General features: G+C 51.9%; 18 protein-coding genes and 1 other annotated feature (1 of these 19 only partly in view). Of the genes, 5 read left to right on the plus strand and 13 right to left on the minus strand.

Features of this window, described 5'->3' with window-relative positions; translation table 11 throughout:
- Positions 1 to 42 precede the first annotated feature (42 nt).
- Both ACFO9Q_RS16360 and ACFO9Q_RS16365 read right to left on the minus strand, forming a co-directional pair.
- Positions 43 to 2,028: a helicase-associated domain-containing protein gene (locus tag ACFO9Q_RS16360; protein WP_379183963.1), complete on the minus strand. Its 1,986-nt coding sequence runs from the start codon at positions 2,026 to 2,028 to the stop codon at positions 43 to 45.
- Positions 2,025 to 3,731 carry a DNA repair helicase XPB gene (locus ACFO9Q_RS16365; RefSeq protein ID WP_379183966.1) on the minus strand — a complete coding sequence of 569 codons (1,707 nt, stop codon included), beginning with the start codon at positions 3,729 to 3,731 and terminating at the stop codon, positions 2,025 to 2,027. Before ACFO9Q_RS16365 ends, ACFO9Q_RS16360 begins: the two co-directional genes overlap by 4 nt.
- Positions 3,732 to 3,882: 151 nt before the next feature.
- On the opposite strand from ACFO9Q_RS16365, the gene ACFO9Q_RS16370 reads away from it, so the two are divergent.
- Positions 3,883 to 4,746: a thermonuclease family protein gene (locus tag ACFO9Q_RS16370; protein ID WP_379183968.1), complete on the plus strand. Its 864-nt coding sequence runs from the start codon at positions 3,883 to 3,885 to the stop codon at positions 4,744 to 4,746.
- Between the two features lie 111 nt (positions 4,747 to 4,857).
- On the opposite strand, the gene ACFO9Q_RS16375 is transcribed toward ACFO9Q_RS16370, so the two are convergent.
- Positions 4,858 to 5,304: a CBS domain-containing protein gene (locus ACFO9Q_RS16375; RefSeq protein ID WP_379183970.1), complete on the minus strand. Its 447-nt coding sequence runs from the start codon at positions 5,302 to 5,304 to the stop codon at positions 4,858 to 4,860.
- A gap of 106 nt (positions 5,305 to 5,410) precedes the next feature.
- Positions 5,411 to 6,598: a M20 metallopeptidase family protein gene (locus ACFO9Q_RS16380; RefSeq protein ID WP_379183972.1), complete on the minus strand. Its 1,188-nt coding sequence runs from the start codon at positions 6,596 to 6,598 to the stop codon at positions 5,411 to 5,413.
- Positions 6,599 to 6,811: 213 nt separating this feature from the next.
- Between ACFO9Q_RS16380 and ACFO9Q_RS16385 the strand changes: the two genes are divergently transcribed.
- A complete protein-coding gene (locus tag ACFO9Q_RS16385) occupies positions 6,812 to 7,156 on the plus strand; it encodes a YugN family protein (protein WP_379183974.1) in 345 nt (114 codons plus the stop codon).
- Positions 7,157 to 7,161: 5 nt separating this feature from the next.
- Positions 7,162 to 8,334, plus strand: coding sequence for a putative lipid II flippase FtsW (gene ftsW, locus ACFO9Q_RS16390; protein WP_379183976.1), 1,173 nt, complete (start codon positions 7,162 to 7,164; stop codon positions 8,332 to 8,334).
- A gap of 110 nt (positions 8,335 to 8,444) precedes the next feature.
- Here the strand turns inward: ftsW and ACFO9Q_RS16395 are convergent, their stop codons facing one another.
- Positions 8,445 to 8,828, minus strand: coding sequence for an Asp23/Gls24 family envelope stress response protein (locus ACFO9Q_RS16395; protein ID WP_379183978.1), 384 nt, complete (start codon positions 8,826 to 8,828; stop codon positions 8,445 to 8,447).
- Positions 8,829 to 8,992: 164 nt separating this feature from the next.
- Between ACFO9Q_RS16395 and cax the strand changes: the two genes are divergently transcribed.
- Positions 8,993 to 10,051 (plus strand): calcium/proton exchanger, encoded by a 1,059-nt coding sequence (gene cax / locus ACFO9Q_RS16400; protein WP_379183980.1) that lies wholly within the window; start codon positions 8,993 to 8,995, stop codon positions 10,049 to 10,051.
- Positions 10,052 to 10,106: 55 nt separating this feature from the next.
- On the opposite strand, the gene ACFO9Q_RS16405 is transcribed toward cax, so the two are convergent.
- The 5 genes from ACFO9Q_RS16405 to ACFO9Q_RS16425 all read right to left on the minus strand — a co-directional run bounded on the left by ACFO9Q_RS16405 (position 10,107) and on the right by ACFO9Q_RS16425 (position 14,844).
- Positions 10,107 to 10,394: a DUF1507 family protein gene (locus ACFO9Q_RS16405; RefSeq protein WP_379183982.1), complete on the minus strand. Its 288-nt coding sequence runs from the start codon at positions 10,392 to 10,394 to the stop codon at positions 10,107 to 10,109.
- Between the two features lie 154 nt (positions 10,395 to 10,548).
- On the minus strand, positions 10,549 to 10,791 hold the full coding sequence (locus tag ACFO9Q_RS16410; protein ID WP_379183984.1) for an HPr family phosphocarrier protein: 243 nt from the start codon (positions 10,789 to 10,791) through the stop codon (positions 10,549 to 10,551).
- A gap of 107 nt (positions 10,792 to 10,898) precedes the next feature.
- Positions 10,899 to 12,020, minus strand: coding sequence for an aminopeptidase (locus ACFO9Q_RS16415; protein WP_379183986.1), 1,122 nt, complete (start codon positions 12,018 to 12,020; stop codon positions 10,899 to 10,901).
- A gap of 31 nt (positions 12,021 to 12,051) precedes the next feature.
- Positions 12,052 to 12,762 (minus strand): hypothetical protein, encoded by a 711-nt coding sequence (locus tag ACFO9Q_RS16420; protein ID WP_379183988.1) that lies wholly within the window; start codon positions 12,760 to 12,762, stop codon positions 12,052 to 12,054.
- A gap of 120 nt (positions 12,763 to 12,882) precedes the next feature.
- Positions 12,883 to 14,844, minus strand: coding sequence for a diguanylate cyclase domain-containing protein (locus tag ACFO9Q_RS16425; RefSeq protein ID WP_379183990.1), 1,962 nt, complete (start codon positions 14,842 to 14,844; stop codon positions 12,883 to 12,885).
- A gap of 409 nt (positions 14,845 to 15,253) precedes the next feature.
- On the opposite strand from ACFO9Q_RS16425, the gene rpsD reads away from it, so the two are divergent.
- Entirely contained in the window at positions 15,254 to 15,853 is a 600-nt protein-coding gene (rpsD, locus tag ACFO9Q_RS16430) for a 30S ribosomal protein S4 (RefSeq protein WP_379183992.1), read from the plus strand.
- Positions 15,854 to 15,951: 98 nt separating this feature from the next.
- Here rpsD and ACFO9Q_RS16435 read toward each other — a convergent pair whose 3' ends face one another.
- The 3 genes from ACFO9Q_RS16435 to tyrS form a co-directional block, all read right to left on the minus strand.
- The gene (locus ACFO9Q_RS16435; protein WP_379183994.1) at positions 15,952 to 17,487 is read right to left on the minus strand and encodes an SPFH domain-containing protein; all 1,536 of its coding nucleotides are present in this window, start codon (positions 17,485 to 17,487) and stop codon (positions 15,952 to 15,954) included.
- Positions 17,488 to 17,534: 47 nt separating this feature from the next.
- Positions 17,535 to 18,065: an NfeD family protein gene (locus ACFO9Q_RS16440; RefSeq protein WP_379183996.1), complete on the minus strand. Its 531-nt coding sequence runs from the start codon at positions 18,063 to 18,065 to the stop codon at positions 17,535 to 17,537.
- Positions 18,066 to 18,264: 199 nt separating this feature from the next.
- Complete coding sequence (gene tyrS, locus ACFO9Q_RS16445; RefSeq protein WP_379183998.1) at positions 18,265 to 19,518, minus strand: tyrosine--tRNA ligase; 1,254 nt, start codon at positions 19,516 to 19,518, stop codon at positions 18,265 to 18,267.
- A gap of 67 nt (positions 19,519 to 19,585) precedes the next feature.
- Positions 19,586 to 19,643: a binding site (T-box leader), on the minus strand (it continues 237 nt past the right edge of the window).

The raw sequence follows: 19,643 nt of genomic DNA on the forward strand, positions 1-19,643 counted from the left end.
ACCCTATCATATCATACGCCAGATGAGAATAGGTAGAGCTGATTATTGAGGCTGACTGAGGCCAGGCACGATAATTCTCATCTCTTGCCACATGTCCGGAGTCAATACCTCTTCGCGAGGATTGCCGGCCTCTCTAATCATGCCTCTAACTGCCCAACCTCCATGACCGAATTCAAGCTTCCCTGGGACAAAATCAACAAGCTCCCCTTCGCGGCGAAGCTGAACAGCCGTTCGCCAGCTCAAAGCCTGCTCTAGCAGCTCTCTCCGCGTTGAAGCGTGATACGCTCGGAGCTGCTGCATCCACATGGATGGAACTCCGCGAAGCTCAGGGAACCAATCCTCAATCGGCCTATGCTCCATACGAATCCATTCGTAATGATGCACCGCCGCTTCATCATATACCTCGCCCGCCGAGACGCCGCTGTCCTCTCCTGCCCCTTCATCTGCTGTATCGCTGCCTGCCTGAATGAACAGATTCGGGTATGTTACACCGTCGTTAACCGGTGCTTGTCCCGCAAGGTAGCCCGCATGGGCAAGCTTCCTCCTCAGTTCGGCAGCATCCTCACGGGATACTGCATAGATGGTTGAGCTAAGCCTCTCCTGAAGCAGAGGCTTCACCTGCGGATGGGAAGCCAGTTGATCCGCCAGTTCAGGGCTGTCGCAGCGAAGCAGGATTACCTCTTCCATTCGGAGTTGATCCGCTTGTCTAGTCCAGCTCTCAAGCATGGACACGACTGTTGGTGGCAGCTCCTTCACACCTGCGCCCTTCATCAGCACCTCACTCAGCGCATCGAAGGTGCGCCCTTGCTTGACTGCTCTAGCAACAGATTCTCTAGTCAACCGGTAGGTCGTCATGAACTCGTCCGAGCTCACTTCAGCTATAAGTCCCAGCTCCCAGCGGAGCCGATAGTCACAGTCAGGACCAGCCAGCAGCTCTCCGTCCGGGTTAATAATCAGGAGATCCTTGCTTGATGCTCCCACTGTATCAGGCAAGGAAGAGGCGGTCACTCGGAATACGCGTTCATGGCTTCCTATCCCCTGCTCCACCCAGCCGCAGCTCTGTACGATGGCGAGCCAGCCCTCACAAGCTAAGCGAGGCTCCTCGTCATCTTCGCCGAATCCCATCATGTCTGCTAACCAATGAATGAGATCTTCGGTTCGGTACCAGCTGCCAGCAGGAAGCTCTCTCAGAGCCGCTGCGGCATGAGCCGTGAGCACATTAGAGACGGTATAGCGGTCGGACATCCAGCCTATCAATTCTGCTTCCCTGCCTGCGGAATCCATGGCCAGCCAGCGATCCAATATGCGCTCATTCAATCGGTAATGCCCCTTCAATTGCAGGAGCAGTCCCATTCGCTTCGCTGTATCAAGCATTACAGCTAAGGCCGCTGGGTAATCCTTGTGGCGGGACAGCTTAAGATGGAGAGTATGAAGAGCCTCTTCGTCAAGGTCAAGCCGAGTGACAACTCTCCCAATCGTCTTCTTCGGCAGCACTCCCTTGCTGGTCAGCTCCATACCGCTAAGCGCCAGCTCGGTGAACATAGCCAGCAGCTGCCTGCTAAGCAAGCGGCTTCTCCTCCCCCAAGGCTTAAGCTCCTGCAAGGACTCTCTTGCCAGAGGCCGCAGCTGACAGGGGTGCAGCCGCTGCGACCATAGAGCGAAGCCATCTCTCGGTACGAACAGCAGCCTCTCCCCCCAAGACTTACGCACACTGAACAGCCACCCGGAAGCGAGCAGCCCTTCCACTCCTAGCCTCACTTCTGCTCCAGAGAGCAATGTCTCCTGGCGGGCATGAGCAAGCAGCCGCTCCTCCGGAACTGGCATAGGGCCATAGCTTCGCAGCATAGAGGCAAGCACCGACTTCTCGAAGTGTGGCATCCTTCGGAGCGCCTCGGTTACTTGCTCGGGATCTGCAGAGGCTTCGAGCCAGCCCAGACCCTTCTCCCTCGCGCCGATCCAGCAAGCCGCCTTCATTATTCGCTGAAGCTCCTCATCAGTCAGCTTGTCAGCAATCTCACTCCTATTCATGGAGATACCGCCTCCTGCTCTCCCCCTTCAATGAATACTACTTCCGTCTCTAATTCGTAATGATACCCCTGCTCAAGCATGAACAGCTGCCGCTTCATTGCGTATTCCAGCTCAACCGTAGCATCCGATACAATGGTGTAGAAGTAAGCACGATTGTCTCCTCGCTTGGGCCGAATAATTCGTCCAATCCGTTGAGCCTCCTCTTGCCTTGAGCCGAAGCTGCCGGATACTTGGATAGCTACAGCTGCATCTGGAAGATCTACTGCGAAGTTAGCCACCTTGGACACGATTAAGACAGACAGCTGTCCGGACTTGAACGCCTCGTACAGCTTATCCCTCTCCTGCTGCGGCAGCTCACCGGTGAGAAGCGGCGCTTCGAGCTCATCAGCCAGCCTATGCAGCTGCTGCAGATATTGGCCGATGATCAGGCATGGCATGCCGGCATGCCGGGCCAGCAGCTTCTTCACGACGAGCAGCTTGGCTGGATTCTCAGCGGCAATTCTCCCCTTAGGACGCAAGTCAGAGGCATAATACCTTCTTGCAGCTGCCTCTGGAAGTGGCACGCGAATCTCCCGGCAGGTAAGCTCTGCGAGATAACCGCGGTCCTCTAAGCTTCTCCAGGACAGATCATACTGCTTAGGCCCGATTAAGGAGAAGACATCCTCGGCGCAGCCATCCTCTCGAACGAGCGTCGCTGTTAACCCGAGCCTTCTAGTCGCTTGAATATCGGCGGTCTTCCGGAAGATCGGAGCGGGAAGCAGGTGCACCTCATCGTAGATGATGAGTCCCCAATCCCGATCAGAGAACAGCTTCATATGCGGGAATGGATCACCCTTGCGCTTGCGGCTCGTCAAGATCTGATAGGTTGCAATCGTAACCGGACACACCTGCTTGAGCTCTCCTGCATATTCACCTACATCCACACTCTCCAGAGTCGTCTTGTCGAGCAGCTCCTGCTTCCACTGCTTAACTGACGTCGCATTGGAGGTTAGGATTAAGGTCGCTGAGCGAAGCTCCGCGAGAGCAGCAATACCTACAACGGTCTTGCCTGCCCCGCAAGGCAGCACAATAACTCCGCTGCCTCCTTGCACGGTTCCCTCACGGTGGAACAGCTGGACCGCTTGCTTCTGATAATCTCGCAGCTCGAACGGCCTGCCCTTCTTCGTCTTCTTCAGCAGCGACACTGGCAAGGCTTCCCCTGTATGGTAGCCTGCCAGGTCTACGACTGGGAATCCGAATCGGGTCAACTCTTGCTTGAGCGGACCTCTTCCCTCGTCCCTAATCCTCCATCGTCCGTGGTCCATCCGTTCCGTCAGCCATTCTCCAATGGAGGAATGAGTGACCAGCTCGTCCATGATCTCTGGATCCCCTATCAACTGCAGAATACCCTCTTCTACCATAAGCGTCAGCTTGCCGTAGCGGCCCACTAGCTTACGGATGAGGGATTCCACCTCGAATGGAATCTCATATCGGCTGAACGCAGTTAGCCAGTCCATCATCTGGTTCGCGGTCATGCCGGTCGATGCTGCGTTCCATAGCGATAGCGGGGTCATCCGATACGTATGAATGCCTCCGGGCCTCTTCACAAGCTCGGCGAATAAGCTAAGCCGCTCTCGTGCAGCTGCGCCTGCAGGATGCTCCGCATTCAGCAGCACTGTGCAGTCTGGCTGTACGATCAGCGGCTTGTCCGTGCTCGCAGTCATGGCGATTCCTCCCAGTCCCTTTTTACATACAGTATGACTGCAACGACACCATAATATGCAGCAGCTGCCAACATGGGGATTGTCCAATCCTTCATTATGCGATACACTTCCTAGCACAGAAGCTGGTACACCTATAGGAGTGATTGCATTCATGAACCGACTATTCATTGCCCTTATCCTTATGATCCTGCAGACGGGCTGCGCTGGAACGGCCTCTACGGAACCGATGGCGGGCCAGCCGTTACAAGAGGACACTTGGTATCCCGTTACCGACACCGTGGATGGAGATACATTCAAGATTGAGGTGCATGGTGAACAGGAGACGATTCGCCTGCTCTATGTTGACACCCCTGAGACGAAGAAGCCTAAGACGCCCGTTCAGCCGCTCGGACCCGAAGCTTCCGATTATACGAAGCGGGCGCTGGAGCAATCCGGCGAGGTGAAGCTGGCCTTCGATCGAGAGCCCACTGACCGCTATGGCAGGGTGCTAGCTGTCGTGACGCTTAGAGACGGAACCGTGCTTAATGAGACCCTATTGAACAAGGGGCTTGCTCGTACGATGATTATCGCTCCTAACGTAGCGTTAGAGGAGAGTTACAAGCTGCTGGAGAGGAAGGCACGATCAACTGATAAGGGAATATGGGGACTGGACCATGATTCAGCCGGTGCCTCTCCCAGCCCGAAGCCTGGGGCCAGCGGAATTACGATGGAGGTGGACAAGCGAGGGGAGACCGTTCTACTGAGGAACCTATCGGCGAAGGCTATTGCGCTTGAGGGATGGCGGCTCGTCAGCGTGCGCGGAGAGCAGAGCTTCCAATTCCCTTCCTATGAACTGCGGCCTGGAGCATCGGTCACCGTCTCCTCGACCAAGACCTCCAGCTCAAGCAAGCCTGCCTCGAATTCAACGACTCTGCAGTGGGAGGCGAGCAACATATGGAACAATACGGAGAGCGATCCGGCTAGACTCTATACGGCCGAAGGAACACTTGCTGCCCAATGGGCAGATGTGGAATGAAGGAGTAACACAGCTGTTCATTAGCGCGCTCCCTATTAAAAAAGCCCATCCTGCACCAACCGCTCATGCGGTGATTATGCAGGATGGGCTTCATTCCTTATACATTCCTTATTAATGGTAAGTGGATAGATGGTTCTCTCCTGGCTGCGAGATCTGGCTTAATGCTGCCCCAGCCTCATCCACGAACACTTCACGAATAGCCAGATCTCCAAGAGAGATCATGCCAATCAATTCGCCATGATCCACGACCGGCAGTCTGCGTATCTGCTTAGCCGACATGAGCTGTGCCGCCTCATCAGCCGTTGCTCCCGAATGAATGGTATCCACGTCGCTAGTCATGACCTGAGCAACCTCTGTTGAGCCTGAATGCTTCTCGGCATAGCCTCTGACCACAAGATCACGATCCGTTGTGACCCCAATCAGCTTCTTCCCTTCGACGATCGGCACCATTCCAATATCATGCTGCTTCATAAGGACAGCAAGCTCGTAGATATTGTCCTGGAGCGTTGCGGAGACGCAATCCTTGCTCATCAAGTCCTTCACTAACTTATCCCGCATGTCCAGCTAACCCTCCAACTCTCTGTGAGATAATCCGAAGATTAGGTTAGCCGAATTGCTCGTGATTCATGCGGCATCTGCTCGTTCAGCCCTGATTGGACTGAGACTAGATCCACTGTGCCGTGTAGCTCTCAGCCGAATGGATGAGGAACTGGGCGGCATGTACCATAGCCCGCTCATCCAGGTCGAACTTCGGATGGTGATGCGGGTATGCTGCTCCGCAAGCCGGATTGCCTGCCCCTACGAATGTGAAGCAGCCAGGAATTCTGTCCAGATAGTAGGAGAAGTCCTCCGCCACCATAAGCGCATCAGCCGTCACGACCGAGTCAGCCCCAACGATATCCGCAGCCGCTTCCAGACAACGTCCAGCTTCACGATCGTCGTTGACTACTGCCGGATAGCCAACCCGCAGATCCAGTTCCCAGCTCGCCCCATACATCCTGCATACATGCTCGAGGATGTCTTCCAGCCTGCGATAGATTCGCTTCCTTGTGTCTGGATCGAATGAGCGGATGGTGCCCTTCAGCTGGCACTTCTCCGCAATGACGTTATTAGCTGTTCCCGCTTGAAAAGCGCCGATCGTAACAACCGCAGAGTGCAGCGGATTGACACTTCGGCTCACGATAGACTGGACCGCCTGAACGAAGGCTGATCCGACTAAGACCGTATCCACCGTATCCTGGGGCATGCCGCCATGCCCGCCCCTGCCAATGATATGAATGGTGAACTCATCGGTTGCAGCCATGAATGGTCCAGGCTTGGTCGAGATCTGTCCATAAGGAAGCGGGGTCCATAAGTGAACGCCATATATGACATGTGCCCCTTCGAGTGCGCCTGCTTCTATCATGCGTATGGCTCCGCCAGGCGTCGTCTCCTCTGCCGGCTGGAACAGCAATCTGCGAACCCCTTCGAGCTGATCCTTGTTCTGCTCATAATAGGCAGCAACAGCCAGCAGCCCTGCGGTATGCCCATCATGTCCGCAGGCATGCATAACTCCTGGTACTGTGGACGAGTACTCGCAGCTCTTCTCATCCTGAATAGGCAGCGCGTCAATGTCTGCACGAAGGGCGACGACCGGACCTGGCTTGCCTCCGACGATATCGACTACCAGACCATGACCGCCGATTTCTTCCTTGACCTCACAGCCTATTACCTTAAGCTGCTCCGCAATCCAGCGAGCCGTATTCACTTCATGGAAGGATAGTTCCGGATACTGATGCATATGTCTTCTCCACCGGACCATATCAGGGTAGAGACGCTGCAGCTGTTCTGTTCGTTCTATCACTGTTTTCAACGCATAAGCCTCTCTTTCCGTTCAATCTCCATAACTCTATTTTAGCAGAAGGAATCCTATGTTGGGAGCATATCTTGGGCATTGCCCTCCGTTCGCCAATCTGTCACGAATGGCCCCTCTCACTCGGCGAGTAAGGCTTGCACTGACTGGGGAAACATACTATCATGGGAATGAACGACTACTTTGATTGGATACGAATGAGGAGGAACAACCATGATTATCGAAAATACCGGCCTTAACGGTGTTCAGAGCGACCTTGCGCATCTCGATGAATCAGCGGAGAAGCTTGGCTTTGTCCGTTGGCAGTGGGAATACTACCGCGCTACATACGACTTGAAGCTGGAAGACCGCGCTAGCGGCTCAGAATACTTCCTACGCATTAACACACGTGCTGTGGAGGGCAAGCTGGAATCTCCTCACGCCGTACTGGCGATTGAATCGGTCTACATTGGACGGGCTACCTTCCCGCACGGTCTTGAATACGAATCTCCAGTACCTCAGCCTATCCTGAATACAGCAACACAGCGGCTGGAGCAATTCAAACAGCTTCTGGCTTAACTGCCATGAAGACCGCACAGCAGACTGGCAGCCGTGGAAGACCGGACTTTCTGCTTCTGATTTTAACTCTTGCTCTTGTCGGATTCGGGCTCGTGATGGTATTCAGCGCGAGCTCCAGCATCGCGGTGGCATCTGAAGAGTTTGGTTATGATGCACTACATTTTACCAAGCGGCAAGTTGTTTTTGCTATTATTGGTACCGTAGCGATGTTGTTCTGTATGAACTTCCGATATACGCTCTACAAAAAAGCCTTCATGCTGTTTTTTTTGCCTGTCCTTTTCTCGCTCATTGCTGTTCTCATTGTCGGTGCCGAGCTTAACGGAGCACGCAGCTGGTTCAATATTGGAGGTCTGGGCCTACAGCCTACAGAAGCCGCGAAGCTGGCTGTCATCCTATATCTCGGAGCTCTTATCTCTAAGAAGGGAGAGAAGTTCCGAGACTTCAAGAAGGGGCTGCTCCCCGTTATTATGATCGTCGGACTCATATTAATCCTGATTATGATGCAGCCCGATCTCGGCTCCTGTCTAGTGCTTGCTGCTGCTGCCATCATTATGATTATTGCCGGCGGGGCTAACCTGAAGCAAGTATTCGTTGTGGGAGCTGTCGCTCTCATCGCGATGACCATTGTCGTAAGCATCTCTATGCTAGTATCTTCGCCTGATGCATGGGGATACCGTATTAATCGGATAACCGCCTTCATGGATCCATTAGCAGATGAGCAAGGTACCGGCTACCATCTCGTTGAGTCACTTGAAGCACTCGGACATGGCGGTATTACCGGAGCTGGCTTCGGTAACGGCGTTCAGAAGCTTCATTATTTGCCTTTTCCATACAATGACTTCATCTTCGCCGTGATCGCGGAAGAATTCGGCTTCATCGGCAGCACCTTATTCCTGCTATTCTATCTCTTCTTCCTATGGAGAGGCCTAATCGTTGCTCTGCGATGCCCAGACCAATACGGTACCTTAGTAGGGGTTGGCATTATCGGACTCATTGCGATCCAGACCTTCGTCAACATAGGCGGTGTCATTAATGCGATTCCGGTTACGGGAGTTACACTGCCCTTCATCTCTTATGGAGGCTCCTCCCTTATCATCATGATGATAAGTATGGGAATACTGCTCAGCATATCCAGGGAGTCGAATCGTACGGAGCAAGGAACTCGTCCAAGACGATAGAACGGTACCATCCTTAATCTAAGGAGGTACCGTTTTTTTTGCTGCAATATTTAAGTATGCGCACCTGCTAGCGATAGTCCTGGTGATGTGACAGCTCTATGTTCTACTGCTTATCTTAATCTTGCGTTCTGCACTTCTTCATTCTCTTCTTCCTTGAAGGCGACGCCTTCTACCTTCACATTCACCTCTACTACACGAAGTCCCGTCATGTTCTCGACTGATTCCTGAACATTCAGCTGGAGCTGCCTGCATACTTCCTGAATGGGAATTCCATAATGAACAATAATACGCAGATCAATCGCTGCCTCCAGCTGACCGACCTCAACGGACACACCTTTTTGCACGTTTTTACCGCTAAGGCGCTTGGCTAGACCTTCGGAGATCCCGCCGGACATCCCGGCTATACCTGGTGTCTCGAGGGCGGCAAGTCCAGCAATGGTTGCGACAACATCATCTGAGATTCGAATTAATCCTGTATCGAGGTCTTCGGTCATAAGATCCACTCCTCTATTTGCCATTTCTGATTTCATTGTAATAGATGGTTACTCATGAATCAATATGTGCAGGACAGGTTGATTAGGAAAGTTTACACAGGGGTATCTTTCTTATAGAGGATTTGCAGATTTTTACTGATTATCGGAAGAAGTGAGGTTCGTACATGAGACAAAAACTATTTTTTATCGGGTTGTTCGCTATGTTCGCACTCAGCGCAGCGGGGCATTACCTACACTGGGACATGACTGTGCAATTCATAGTCTCGGCCATTGCAATCGTGTTCGTAGCGGGCTTCCTGGGCAAGGCAACTGAGAGTGTCTCGCATTACGCCGGACAGCGTCTGGGGGGGTTCCTGAATGCGACATTCGGCAATGCAGCCGAGCTCATTATCGCAATCTTCCTTGTTAAGGAAGGATTATTCGATATGGTGAAGGCGAGTATAACCGGCTCAATAATCGGCAATCTGCTGCTTGTTCTTGGACTTAGCATCCTGCTCGGCGGTCTGCGTTACAAGGAGCAGGTCTTCAATAACAAGCTGGCCGAGCATAATTCCACACTGATGACTATGGCCGTGATCGGCCTGTTCGTGCCCGCCGTCTTCGTCAATGTTGAGAAGTTCTCCATTGACGAAGATGCTCTGCTCAGCTTGACAGTAGCAGGCATACTCATTGTCTCTTACTTGTTGTGGCTTGTCTTCTCGATGATTACACATAAGGATGTGCTGTCTGACCCCGAGATGAAGGGAGATCACGGCGAGGAGCCAGCATGGTCCAAGTGGAGGTCCATCCTCTATCTCGTACTCGCTACCGTTATGGTCGCGTTCACCAGTGAATGGCTCGTCCATACGTTAGACTCCTTCAGTGAGAGGTTCGGTCTCTCCGAGTTGTTCATTGGAGCGTTCGTAATCGCTATCGTCGGGAATGCCGCTGAACATAGTGCAGCGGTCATGCTGGCAATGAAGAACAAGATGGGCGCAGCTGTTGAGATTGCAATTGGCTCATCGCTTCAGATTGCCTTATTCGTCGCTCCGGTGCTCGTGCTTGTCAGTACATTCTTCGGCCCTACGATGGATATCGTATTCACACCCATTGAGCTAACGGCCATCGGTGTCTCCGTGTTCATAGCCAAGTCCGTCTCTCAAGATGGGAATACGAACTGGTACGAAGGGGTGCTGCTCCTCATGGTCTACGTCATTCTAGGTGTAGCATTCTTCTTAGTCTAGAGTATGATCAGCCCTTCGTTGCACGTCAAAAAAAAGAGAGTAGTCTCCACGGAGACTACTCTCTTCTATTCAGCGCTTCGTATAAGCGCGCCAGGTTACGCTCCAGCTTGCTCACAATCTCTCTTCCGGCCAGTTCATCAATAAGCCCTGCTCGGACAGCAAAGTCCACCTCACGGGAGAACCCATACATCTGAGTGTCCAATACTTCCTCATACAACGGACATTGACGGGTGGTCAAATTCTCCATCTGGACTTCAATCAGCTTCTCAATCTTAGCAGCATCTTCTTCAAGCAGACGCAGCGCCTTCTCATGCAATTGAACCGTGACTTCCGGTGAAGACATCCTCTTCCCCCCTGTACGCTTACTCCGTCGTCTTCTATATCTTTTATATTAGACGATCTAGAGGGAATACACAAGGACCTAAAAAGGAAAAGCACTCCTACAATAATATAGGAGTGCTGCACTAGCTATAATCAATAATCATGAATCGTAGGAATTACTCGGACACAACCTTAACATTCAAGTTGTGCTTGGCAAATACTTCGGAGAGTGCCTTCTTCGCTTCTTCGGCGTCTGGGCCGTGAACATGCAGCTCATATGCATGGTTGCCAACGAGAGTGGTGAATAGACCAAGGATACTCTTCACGTCAATGTATTTATTCTCGGCTTGAAGAACGATGGAAGAGCGGAATTGGCTGGCTGTTTGGGAAATTTCTACGATAGCAGCGTTGTTAGACATGGGAGATCCCTCCAGAATTTTTAGTAAAGCTTACCTTAACCGAACCATGAACTCATGATAACCTGAAAGGCGGCCGTAGTTCAAGAGGCAAAACGCTTCATTTGCAATTATTTCAAATTATCGGGATTTAGTGCTTCCAGCTCAGGAATAACAAACATACCGTCCTTGCGAATGAGTACATCGTCGAAATAGATCTCTCCGCCGCCATAATCAGGACGTTGAATGAGCACGAGATCCCAATGGACCGCTGAGCGATTGCCATTGTCCGTCTCTTCATAAGCCTGACCAGGTGTGAAGTGCAGGCTTCCTGCAATCTTCTCATCGAACAAGATATCATTCATCGGATGCAGGATGTGCGGATTGAACCCGATCGCGAATTCACCAATGTAACGGGCACCCTCGTCCATATCAAGAATCTCATTCAGCTTCTTCGTATCATTGCTGGTCGCCTCAACGATCTTGCCATGCTCGAAGGTGAAGGAGATGTTCTGGAACGTTACGCCGGAATAGACGCTAGGCGAGTTGTAAGTAATCTTCCCGTTAACGGAATCGCGAACAGGAGCAGAGAACACTTCTCCATCCGGAATGTTGCGGTTGCCAGCGCACTTCTTCGCACCGATGCCCTTAATAGAGAAGCTCAAGTCTGTCCCAGGAGCAACGATCCGAACCTTATCGGTACGGCTCATCAGCGCTTCCAGCGGGTTCATCGCTTGATCCATCTTCGCGTAATCCAGATTGCATACATCGAAGTAGAAGTTCTCGAATGCTTCCGTCGTCATGTTAGCTAGCTGTGCCATTGAAGCGTTCGGGTAACGCAAGACAACCCACTTCGTATGCTTCACACGCTGCTCAGAATGAATCGGATTGCGATAGATCGTATCGTAGAGGCGCATCTTCTCCGAAGGCACATCAGCCAGCTCATTAACGTTCTCTCCGGAGCGAACGGCTATGTAGCCTTGCATCTTCTTCATCCGCTCCAGATCAAGCTCCGCCCAAGTCTCTATCTGTTCCTTCGTCGCATGATGAAGCATGGAACGGAGGACAGAGCGATCACTCGTCTCTACGAAGGGGCGACCTCCGCGCTTAGCTACTTCTTCAATAAGACACTTCGCAAGCTCACGCTCGGCGCCCATTCCAATCATATCAATGAGAACATTCTCACCAGGCTGCACATCAATAGAATAGCCGACTAAGTTCTCGGCCAGCTTCTGTAATCTTGGGTCTCGCATTGGAATAATTCCTCCACTATATTTGGTAATCTTACCTTCTTATCGTACCATGTTTGCTCGCTGCTTGCACAGGGGAGGAGGTTCTGCCATTAAATGACTCCAGCGCAATCCTAGAACGCCTAGTCTCTTGGTGGCTTCGTCCCTGTGATACATATGAGATCATGGAATACTCCTCCAGCTGCATAGGAAGCATCTTATTACGATCAACATAGAGCTTATAGTCCGACTTCACTCTGAGCGTCTTCAACACTTCATTTAACTGCTGCTTCGAGCGATGGAACTCCTCTTCCCAAGCCTTGCGGTAAGCAGCACCCTCCTTGGGCGCATCCGCCGCAAGCGCGGTGAGCTCACTCTGAAGCTGCTCCGTCAGCTTAGCCGCTGGAGCATCCCCCTTCATATGGATCGACAGCTGGACGAGGCCTTCCTGATCCGACTTCATAAGTGACACTTCCTTAGGACTGTTCTGTATCCAAGCAAGCAGCTTGGCTGGATTCACTTCAGAAGTCGATTCACCCTCGGACTGGACAATAAGCTTCTCATGATCAATGACTTTGCCACGATATGCCTTGGGCTTACCCGATACTCCATTAGGCAGAGTAACCGCCGTCTCACCTGAGAATTCATACTGGTCAATGGACGCCAGTCCCGATATCGACATCGTCAGCCATTCCTCTGGCGTACGCGACGAGGAGCAGCCGGTCACAATAATTATAGTGGCAAGTACAACGAACATAGCTTTCACCGCACCTTCACCCTTTCACTCTGGAGCATATATGGATAACGGAGTTATTTTCCCATCAACCGAATACTTCTATTCTCACTTAGTGCTCTATGGGTATATGGATGCCATTAAAAAAAAGCTCTAAGGTCGATTGACCTCAGAGCTTCCCTTCACTATGCCTTGTCCGACATAAATACAGTTTCTCCCATTGTTCTTCGCTTCATACAAGGCCATATCCGCTCGATAGAATAATGATTCCACACTTACCTTCTCATTCTCGTACGTCCACTCGGATACGCCGCAAGAGACCGTAACGGAGGGATCCGTCTCTAGCTCTACCCTGGACCGAATCCGCTCGGCAATGCGGAACGCTGTATCGGTCCGGATCCCCGGCAGATAGACAGCAAGCTCTTCTCCGCCCCATCTCGCGCAGATATCACCTTGTCTGCTGGCTGATCCGATAATCTGTGCAACCTGGATGAGGATGCGGTCTCCAACCTGATGCCCATACGTGTCATTGACCTGCTTGAAGTGATCGATGTCGACGAGAATGAGCGAGCCGTGAGGATCCTTGCGCTGAAGCGCTGTAATCTGTTCATTCAGATAATGTCTGGCATAGAGACCCGTCAGATTATCGGTAATAACCATTCTTCGGACTTCAGCATGCAGAATTCCATTCGTGACCGCAAGTCCGATATGGGTAGACATGACCTGCAGCAGCTTGTAATTCTCATACGAGAAGTAATTGGCCAGCCGATGCCCAACGAGGATGACCCCTGCCACCCGTCCTTCCACCAGGATAGGCGAAGCAATTAATGATCTGGCCGCTGTATGCTCCATCCACTCAGACTTCACCTCGTGATAAGCGGTGTAATCGGATACGATGAGCGGCTCCCCTGTCCGATACACGCTTCCGCAGAAGCCATTCTCCAGTGCGAATCGAGCACCCGCCATGGCAGGAACATTCGTTGACATGACCTGGAAGTGCCCGCTCGTCTCATCCAGTTGGAGTACTGAACAGAATTCAGCGGTGAAGATCGTAAGCAGCTCCGTCGCAGCGAAGTCATAGATCTCCTTAGGTCTAAGCGACTGATTGAGCCGCTTGGTCAGCTCATTAATTAAGCGAAGCTCATTAATGAGCAAGTTGGATTGTTCATAGAGCTTCGCATTCTCGAACGCAGACCCTGCTGTGTCAGCCAACAGCACAATGGCAGGAAGGTCCCTCGGATCCCAGCCGCCTTGTCCAATAGTCAAGCATAGGACGCCATATACGGCCTGCTTGCCAGACATAGGTACCGCGAGCTTAGTCCGTCCATGCTCCGACTCCGTAATGGAACGCCCCTCAAGGAAGGACTTCGTCACTAGATCATGTGAGGCACTGCGGAACACAATGGGCTGCACTCTATTATCTCCGCTGTTGAAGTCCTGGGATAAGTATAGGAACAGCTCGGACTCTGGGTAGAGGGTCTCCAGACTTCGCAGCATCTCAGCCAACAGCGAAGCAACATCGGTCTGGTCGTAGAGCTGCTTGGCAACTAGGAATAAGGAGTCACGGTGGCTGGCTTCCCTCTTCGTTCGCACCTGCTCCTGCAGCATCTCTCTGATGAACTGCTGCTCGAATTGGTAGTAGAAGCAGCTTCTATAATGCAGTGCTGCAGCCACTAAGGCTTCTGAAGATACGGAATCCTCTTGTACCGTCTGTACGAGCAGACAGAAGGGACGCTGGTCTGAACGGCGCAGAACAGGCACTACCATGATTGAAGTATCAAGATTAGGGGCATGAACCAGATTCCACTTGCTACTAGGGAACTCATCTCGCTGTATAGACTTGACTAGCTCATCTCTAATGAATTCATCTAGATGATGCTTAGGAATTCCACTGCAAGCAATTCGCTGTCCTTCCAGTGTATATAAGTGTACACAAGTATGAGTAAGCCATTCAGAGTCTTCCAGCTCCGCCATCCATCGCTTGAAGCTCTTGTGCAAGAGCTCGGGCAGATAAGGATTATCCGAATCTCTTATATCTTCGTTCATGAACCAGATGGACTCCATATCCCTAGCACGTTGAGGGACGATATGAGCGGGGGTATCGGTATGCTTCATGAAGTCATCACCTGCCAATCTTCGGTTTAACCTATTTGGTTATTCTTGTATATTGCAAGCTATACCAGTTATCATACCTTATTCTGTCATTCATTGCACTACTTAGTACCTATTATATAGGACTTTAGTTCCTGTTACGTGAGCTGCACATTTCCCACGATATGCTTCTTGCTAACCTGCCATTCTCACTTGACAAAAGAAGCTGTAATCCTTAGAATTAGATGTTGAATACTGGGCGTACGGTTTTGTGTCACCCTCAGTGATGCGTTTGCTTTCAGGACAGCGGCTGAACTCTCCTGTCAGGCTGTAAAGACTGCTATTGGGCAGCTTTTCGCGTAAAACGTATTCCGGCAAACACAACCCCATTTTTCAAAATAAACTTTATTTGAAGAAGGAGTTAACACGACGCATGTCACGTTATACAGGACCTAAATTTAAACTAAGCCGCCGTCTTGGCATTTCCCTAAGCGGTACTGGCAAAGACTTGAAACGCCCATTCCCTCCAGGACAACACGGACCTAACCAACGCAAAAAAATGAGCGGCTACGGCGTTCAATTGCAAGAGAAGCAAAAGCTTCGTCACATGTACGGCTTGAACGAGAAGCAATTCCGCAACTTGTTCGACAAAGCTGCTAAGCTTAAAGGTAAATCCGGTGAGAACTTCATGGCGCTGCTTGAGAGCCGCCTGGACAACCTCGTATACCGTCTTGGTCTATCTAACTCCCGTGCAGGTGCACGTCAGCTGGTTGCTCACGGTCACGTAACTGTGAATGGCAAAAAAGTAGACATCGCTTCTTACACGGTATCCGTAGGCGACGTAATCGGCTTGCGCGAGCGCAGCCGCAGCCTTAGAACGATTAAGGAAGCTCTTGAAGGCCGTCATCACATTCCGAACTACTTGGAGTTCAACGATCAAGCTATGGAAGGCAAGTATGTTCGTCTGCCAGAGCGCGCTGAGCTGTCCCAAGAGATCGACGAGAAGCAAATCGTCGAATTCTACAGCCGTTAATAACAGGTCTCGCCGTCTTATGGCGGCGAAGATGGTTTTTAACACAACAGAAAAAAACCCCCGGAGATCATACGATCAACCGGGGGTTTTTTTCTGTTTTATTTCTGGTCAAGAGGGGGAACAACGATTGGAGCTTCTGGGACAGATGGGATATGAGGCAATGCCGTCGGTACAGAAGGCGGGGCAACCAGCTTGTTCGTGAGCCCCTTCATCAGAGAATTGACATCAATACCTGATACGCTCTTCAGCATCTCGGGTGCGGTCGCCATGAGGGATGTGACGTAGTTGCTAAGTCTTGCTGCCCCTTCGCCATTGCCGGTATCCACGACCGTCAACTTGTCAATGCCCTTAATCGGTTCGGCAATCTTGCCCGCCAGCTCAGGCAGCATCTTCACGATAATATCCAGCACCGCCGCCTCGCCGAACTTCTCGAACGCCTCAGCCAGCTTCTCCTTCGCTTCTGCTTCCGCTAGACCTCGCAGCCTGATTACCTCAGCTTGAGCTGTACCCTTAGCACGCTCAGCATCCGCTTCCGCCTGACCCGCTAGACGCTTCTGCTCAGCCATCGCCTTCGCTTCCGCTTCAATCCGGTATTGCAGAGCATCTGCCTCATTGAGCTTCTTCGCCTTGTCTGCTTCAGCCGCTTGCACGACCGAATACCGATCCGCATCCGCCTTCTTCTTCACTTCCGCGTCATACTGCTTCTCACGGCGGAGAATCTCCTTCGCTTCCAGATCGATCTCTCTCTCCTTGCGCACGAGCTCGACCTTCATCTGCTCCTCAACCACGCTCTGCTTCGCCTTCGCTTCTTGGATAGCATACGCTTGATCGGCTTCGGCCTTCGCTGTATCCTGATCGCGCTTGAAGGACGCCACCTTCAGCTCCTTCTCCTTCGTCGCTTCCGCTACGTTCGTATCCCGCAGCAGCTCCGCCTTCTGCCCAATCTCCTCCGCACTTGCCTTCTGAATCCGTGAATCTCTGACCGCTTCAGCTTCAGCGATCTCTGCATCCCGCTTAACCGCTGCTATACGGGGCTTACCTAATGCATCAAGATATCCGTGCTTATCGCGGAGATCCTTAATCGTGAAGGAGACGATGGCAAGCCCCATCTTCTTCAGATCGCGTGCAGCGACTCCCTGCACCTCTTGTGCGAACTTATCGCGGTTGCGATACACTTCTTCAACCGTCATTGAACCTAGAATTGCTCTAAGATGTCCTTCGAGTACCTCCTGCGCTTCGCCCTTCAGCGATTCGGTTGGCTTGCCCATATACTGCTCCGCTGCCGTTGCGACATCTTCTACAGAGCCGCCAATCTTAATAATGGCCACACCGTCTGCCATGACAGGAACTCCTTGCTCGGTGTACACTTCAGGCGTGGATACATCAAGCTTATGGGATAAGAGCGATAGGAATTCAGCCTTCTGGAAGATCGGCAGTATGAAGGCTCCCCCTCCTCGTACAATCTTAATCTTGCGGCCGGACTCATCCACTGTCGCATTCTTGCTGCCTAGGAAGGAGCCCGTCACGACCATCGCCTGATCCGGGCTGACCGTCTTGTAGCGAGCCCAGAAGGCTAGACCTAATAACACGATTACTCCAACGACAATGGAAGGTATGATGAGATATTCTGGCATGACCTTACCCCTCTCCTATGTAACTTACTTGTGAATGGCTCGGTGAACTAACCGAGATGAATCTCTGAGACGAGCAGTGTGCCGTCCTTCACTTCAACAACCACAACTCTTGCTCCACTTGGTATTGCAGCACCCTCGAAGCTCGCAGCAATCTGATTCGTATTGCCAGCCCCGACCTTCACCATGACTTCCCCATAGCCCTTCGCGGGTATAGCTACGAGCACTTCGCCCATCTGCCCTGCCAACTCAGCGATCGAGTATCCGACGGAATTCTCGCTATTCTGCATCGGTCTTACGTACAGGAAGAATAGTAGGACTGCAGCAGCAATTGCGATCAGAACAGCCAGTGCGACGACCGTGAAGGCTCCGAGCGAGCTGTACTTCTCAAGCAATAATCCTGCCCCTCCGAATACGGTGATTCCGCTCACAATGGATGTCGATTGCAGCCACGGATGGCCGTCGACCGACAGGAAGTCCAGCGCTCCATCCAGCGCAACGCTTAGCCAATCTCCGAAGATGACAGTAATGAACGCGTACAGCAGGCCTCCGGCAAGGCAAGCCCAGAACAGTGTCTCCATATCCCCCCTCCTCTCAGATGTCTATTCCTTATCCAGATGCTGTTATTAATTCCGTTATTTATTACGCTAATAGAGCGGATAACGTTGCGCTGTCTCCTGCAAAAAAATTAGTGTTATGCCAAAAGGCTCGCATCCGAGCAGGAAGATACCACTCGAATACGAGCCCCAGACGCATGGTCATGCGCTAATGTATTAGTGTCTACAGCTTAATTCTGACAAACTTCCGCTTGCCGACTTGCAGAATGTCTCCATCCTTCAGCGTGATCTCGCCGTTCGGATCCGTCAGCTTCTCTTCATTCAATCGCACTGCGCCTTGCTGCACACTTCTGCGCGCTTCGCTTCCGGAGACTTGCAAGCCAAGCACCGTCAGCAGTCTTACGATGCGGATGGAGCCCTGTTCAAGCTCTTCAGCAGGGACTGCTACCTCTTCTATCTCATCAGGCAGCGCACGCTGCTGGAATACGGTAACGAAGTGCTGCTCTGCAGCAGAGGCTGCTTCTTCATTATGATACATCCGCACGAATGTTCCCGCTAGACGCATCTTCGCGTCACGCGGATGAACCGTTCCAGCTTCCAGCCCGCTCCGCAGCGCGTTGAGCTCCTCATTGCTAATATCTGTTGCTAGCTCGTAGTACTTGAGCATGAGTTCGTCCGGGATCGACATTGCCTTGCCATAGATCTGATTAGGCTCCTCATCAATGCCGATGTAATTGCCAAGACTCTTGCTCATCTTGTTCACGCCATCCAGCCCCTCGATGAGCGGCGTCATAATCGCAATCTGCTGCTTCAGCCCGTATTCCTTCTGCAGCGTACGACCCATGAGCAGATTGAACATCTGGTCGGTGCCTCCAAGCTCGACATCCGTCTCTAGCGCCACAGAGTCATAGCCTTGCATGAGCGGGTAGAAAAATTCATGAACAGATATCGGTTGCCCGGTCGTGAACCGCTTCGTGAAGTCGTCACGCTCCATCATTCGCGCAACCGTGACCTTAGCTGAGAGGGACACTACATCCGCGAAGGTGAGCGGCGACAGCCACTCCGAGTTGAAGTAGAGCTTCGTCTTATCTGGATCAAGAATCTTGTAGATCTGCTTCTGATAGGTCTCGGCATTACGCTTCACATCCTCCTCCGTCAGCTGCTTGCGCGTCTCCGACTTGCCTGTTGGATCTCCGATCCGGCCTGTGAAGTCTCCGATAATGAGCTGCACTTGATGTCCAAGGAGCTGGAACTGTCTCAGCTTGTGAAGGACAACCGTATGGCCGATATGAATATCCGGTGCTGACGGGTCTAGGCCCAGCTTCACCTTAAGCGGTGTGCCAGTAGCAACCGAGTGAGCCAGCTTGTTCTTCAGTTCCTCTTCCGGAGTGATCTCTACCACTCCGCGGGAGATGACCGCCAGCTGGTGCTGCACCTCTGCCTGTTGTTCTGCTGTTAACTTATCCCACTGTACCAATTGAACCACTCCTTATGAATGTAATCTGCCGCCTATCTCATAGAAAACACAAAAAATCCTTCCAGCCCCAAGGGACGAGAAGGATTAGCTCGCGGTACCACCCTCGTTAGAATACACAGTCATAG

Origin of the sequence: Paenibacillus sp. GCM10023252 (assembly GCF_042653305.1) — a bacterium.
Classification (GTDB): Bacteria; Bacillota; Bacilli; order Paenibacillales; family Paenibacillaceae; genus Pristimantibacillus.

What these genes read in the sequence shown, in the direction of transcription:
- ACFO9Q_RS16360 (WP_379183963.1), bottom strand. Translation starts at nt 2,028, where the DNA reads ATGAATAGGAGTGAGATTGCTGACAAGCTGACTGATGAGGAGCTTCAG.
- ACFO9Q_RS16365 (WP_379183966.1), bottom strand. Translation starts at nt 3,731, where the DNA reads ATGACTGCGAGCACGGACAAGCCGCTGATCGTACAGCCAGACTGCACA.
- ACFO9Q_RS16370 (WP_379183968.1), top strand. Translation starts at nt 3,883, where the DNA reads ATGAACCGACTATTCATTGCCCTTATCCTTATGATCCTGCAGACGGGC.
- ACFO9Q_RS16375 (WP_379183970.1), bottom strand. Translation starts at nt 5,304, where the DNA reads ATGCGGGATAAGTTAGTGAAGGACTTGATGAGCAAGGATTGCGTCTCC.
- ACFO9Q_RS16385 (WP_379183974.1), top strand. Translation starts at nt 6,812, where the DNA reads ATGATTATCGAAAATACCGGCCTTAACGGTGTTCAGAGCGACCTTGCG.
- ftsW (WP_379183976.1), top strand. Translation starts at nt 7,162, where the DNA reads ATGAAGACCGCACAGCAGACTGGCAGCCGTGGAAGACCGGACTTTCTG.
- ACFO9Q_RS16395 (WP_379183978.1), bottom strand. Translation starts at nt 8,828, where the DNA reads ATGACCGAAGACCTCGATACAGGATTAATTCGAATCTCAGATGATGTT.
- cax (WP_379183980.1), top strand. Translation starts at nt 8,993, where the DNA reads ATGAGACAAAAACTATTTTTTATCGGGTTGTTCGCTATGTTCGCACTC.
- ACFO9Q_RS16405 (WP_379183982.1), bottom strand. Translation starts at nt 10,394, where the DNA reads ATGTCTTCACCGGAAGTCACGGTTCAATTGCATGAGAAGGCGCTGCGT.
- ACFO9Q_RS16410 (WP_379183984.1), bottom strand. Translation starts at nt 10,791, where the DNA reads ATGTCTAACAACGCTGCTATCGTAGAAATTTCCCAAACAGCCAGCCAA.
- ACFO9Q_RS16415 (WP_379183986.1), bottom strand. Translation starts at nt 12,020, where the DNA reads ATGCGAGACCCAAGATTACAGAAGCTGGCCGAGAACTTAGTCGGCTAT.
- ACFO9Q_RS16425 (WP_379183990.1), bottom strand. Translation starts at nt 14,844, where the DNA reads ATGAAGCATACCGATACCCCCGCTCATATCGTCCCTCAACGTGCTAGG.
- rpsD (WP_379183992.1), top strand. Translation starts at nt 15,254, where the DNA reads ATGTCACGTTATACAGGACCTAAATTTAAACTAAGCCGCCGTCTTGGC.
- ACFO9Q_RS16435 (WP_379183994.1), bottom strand. Translation starts at nt 17,487, where the DNA reads ATGCCAGAATATCTCATCATACCTTCCATTGTCGTTGGAGTAATCGTG.
- ACFO9Q_RS16440 (WP_379183996.1), bottom strand. Translation starts at nt 18,065, where the DNA reads ATGGAGACACTGTTCTGGGCTTGCCTTGCCGGAGGCCTGCTGTACGCG.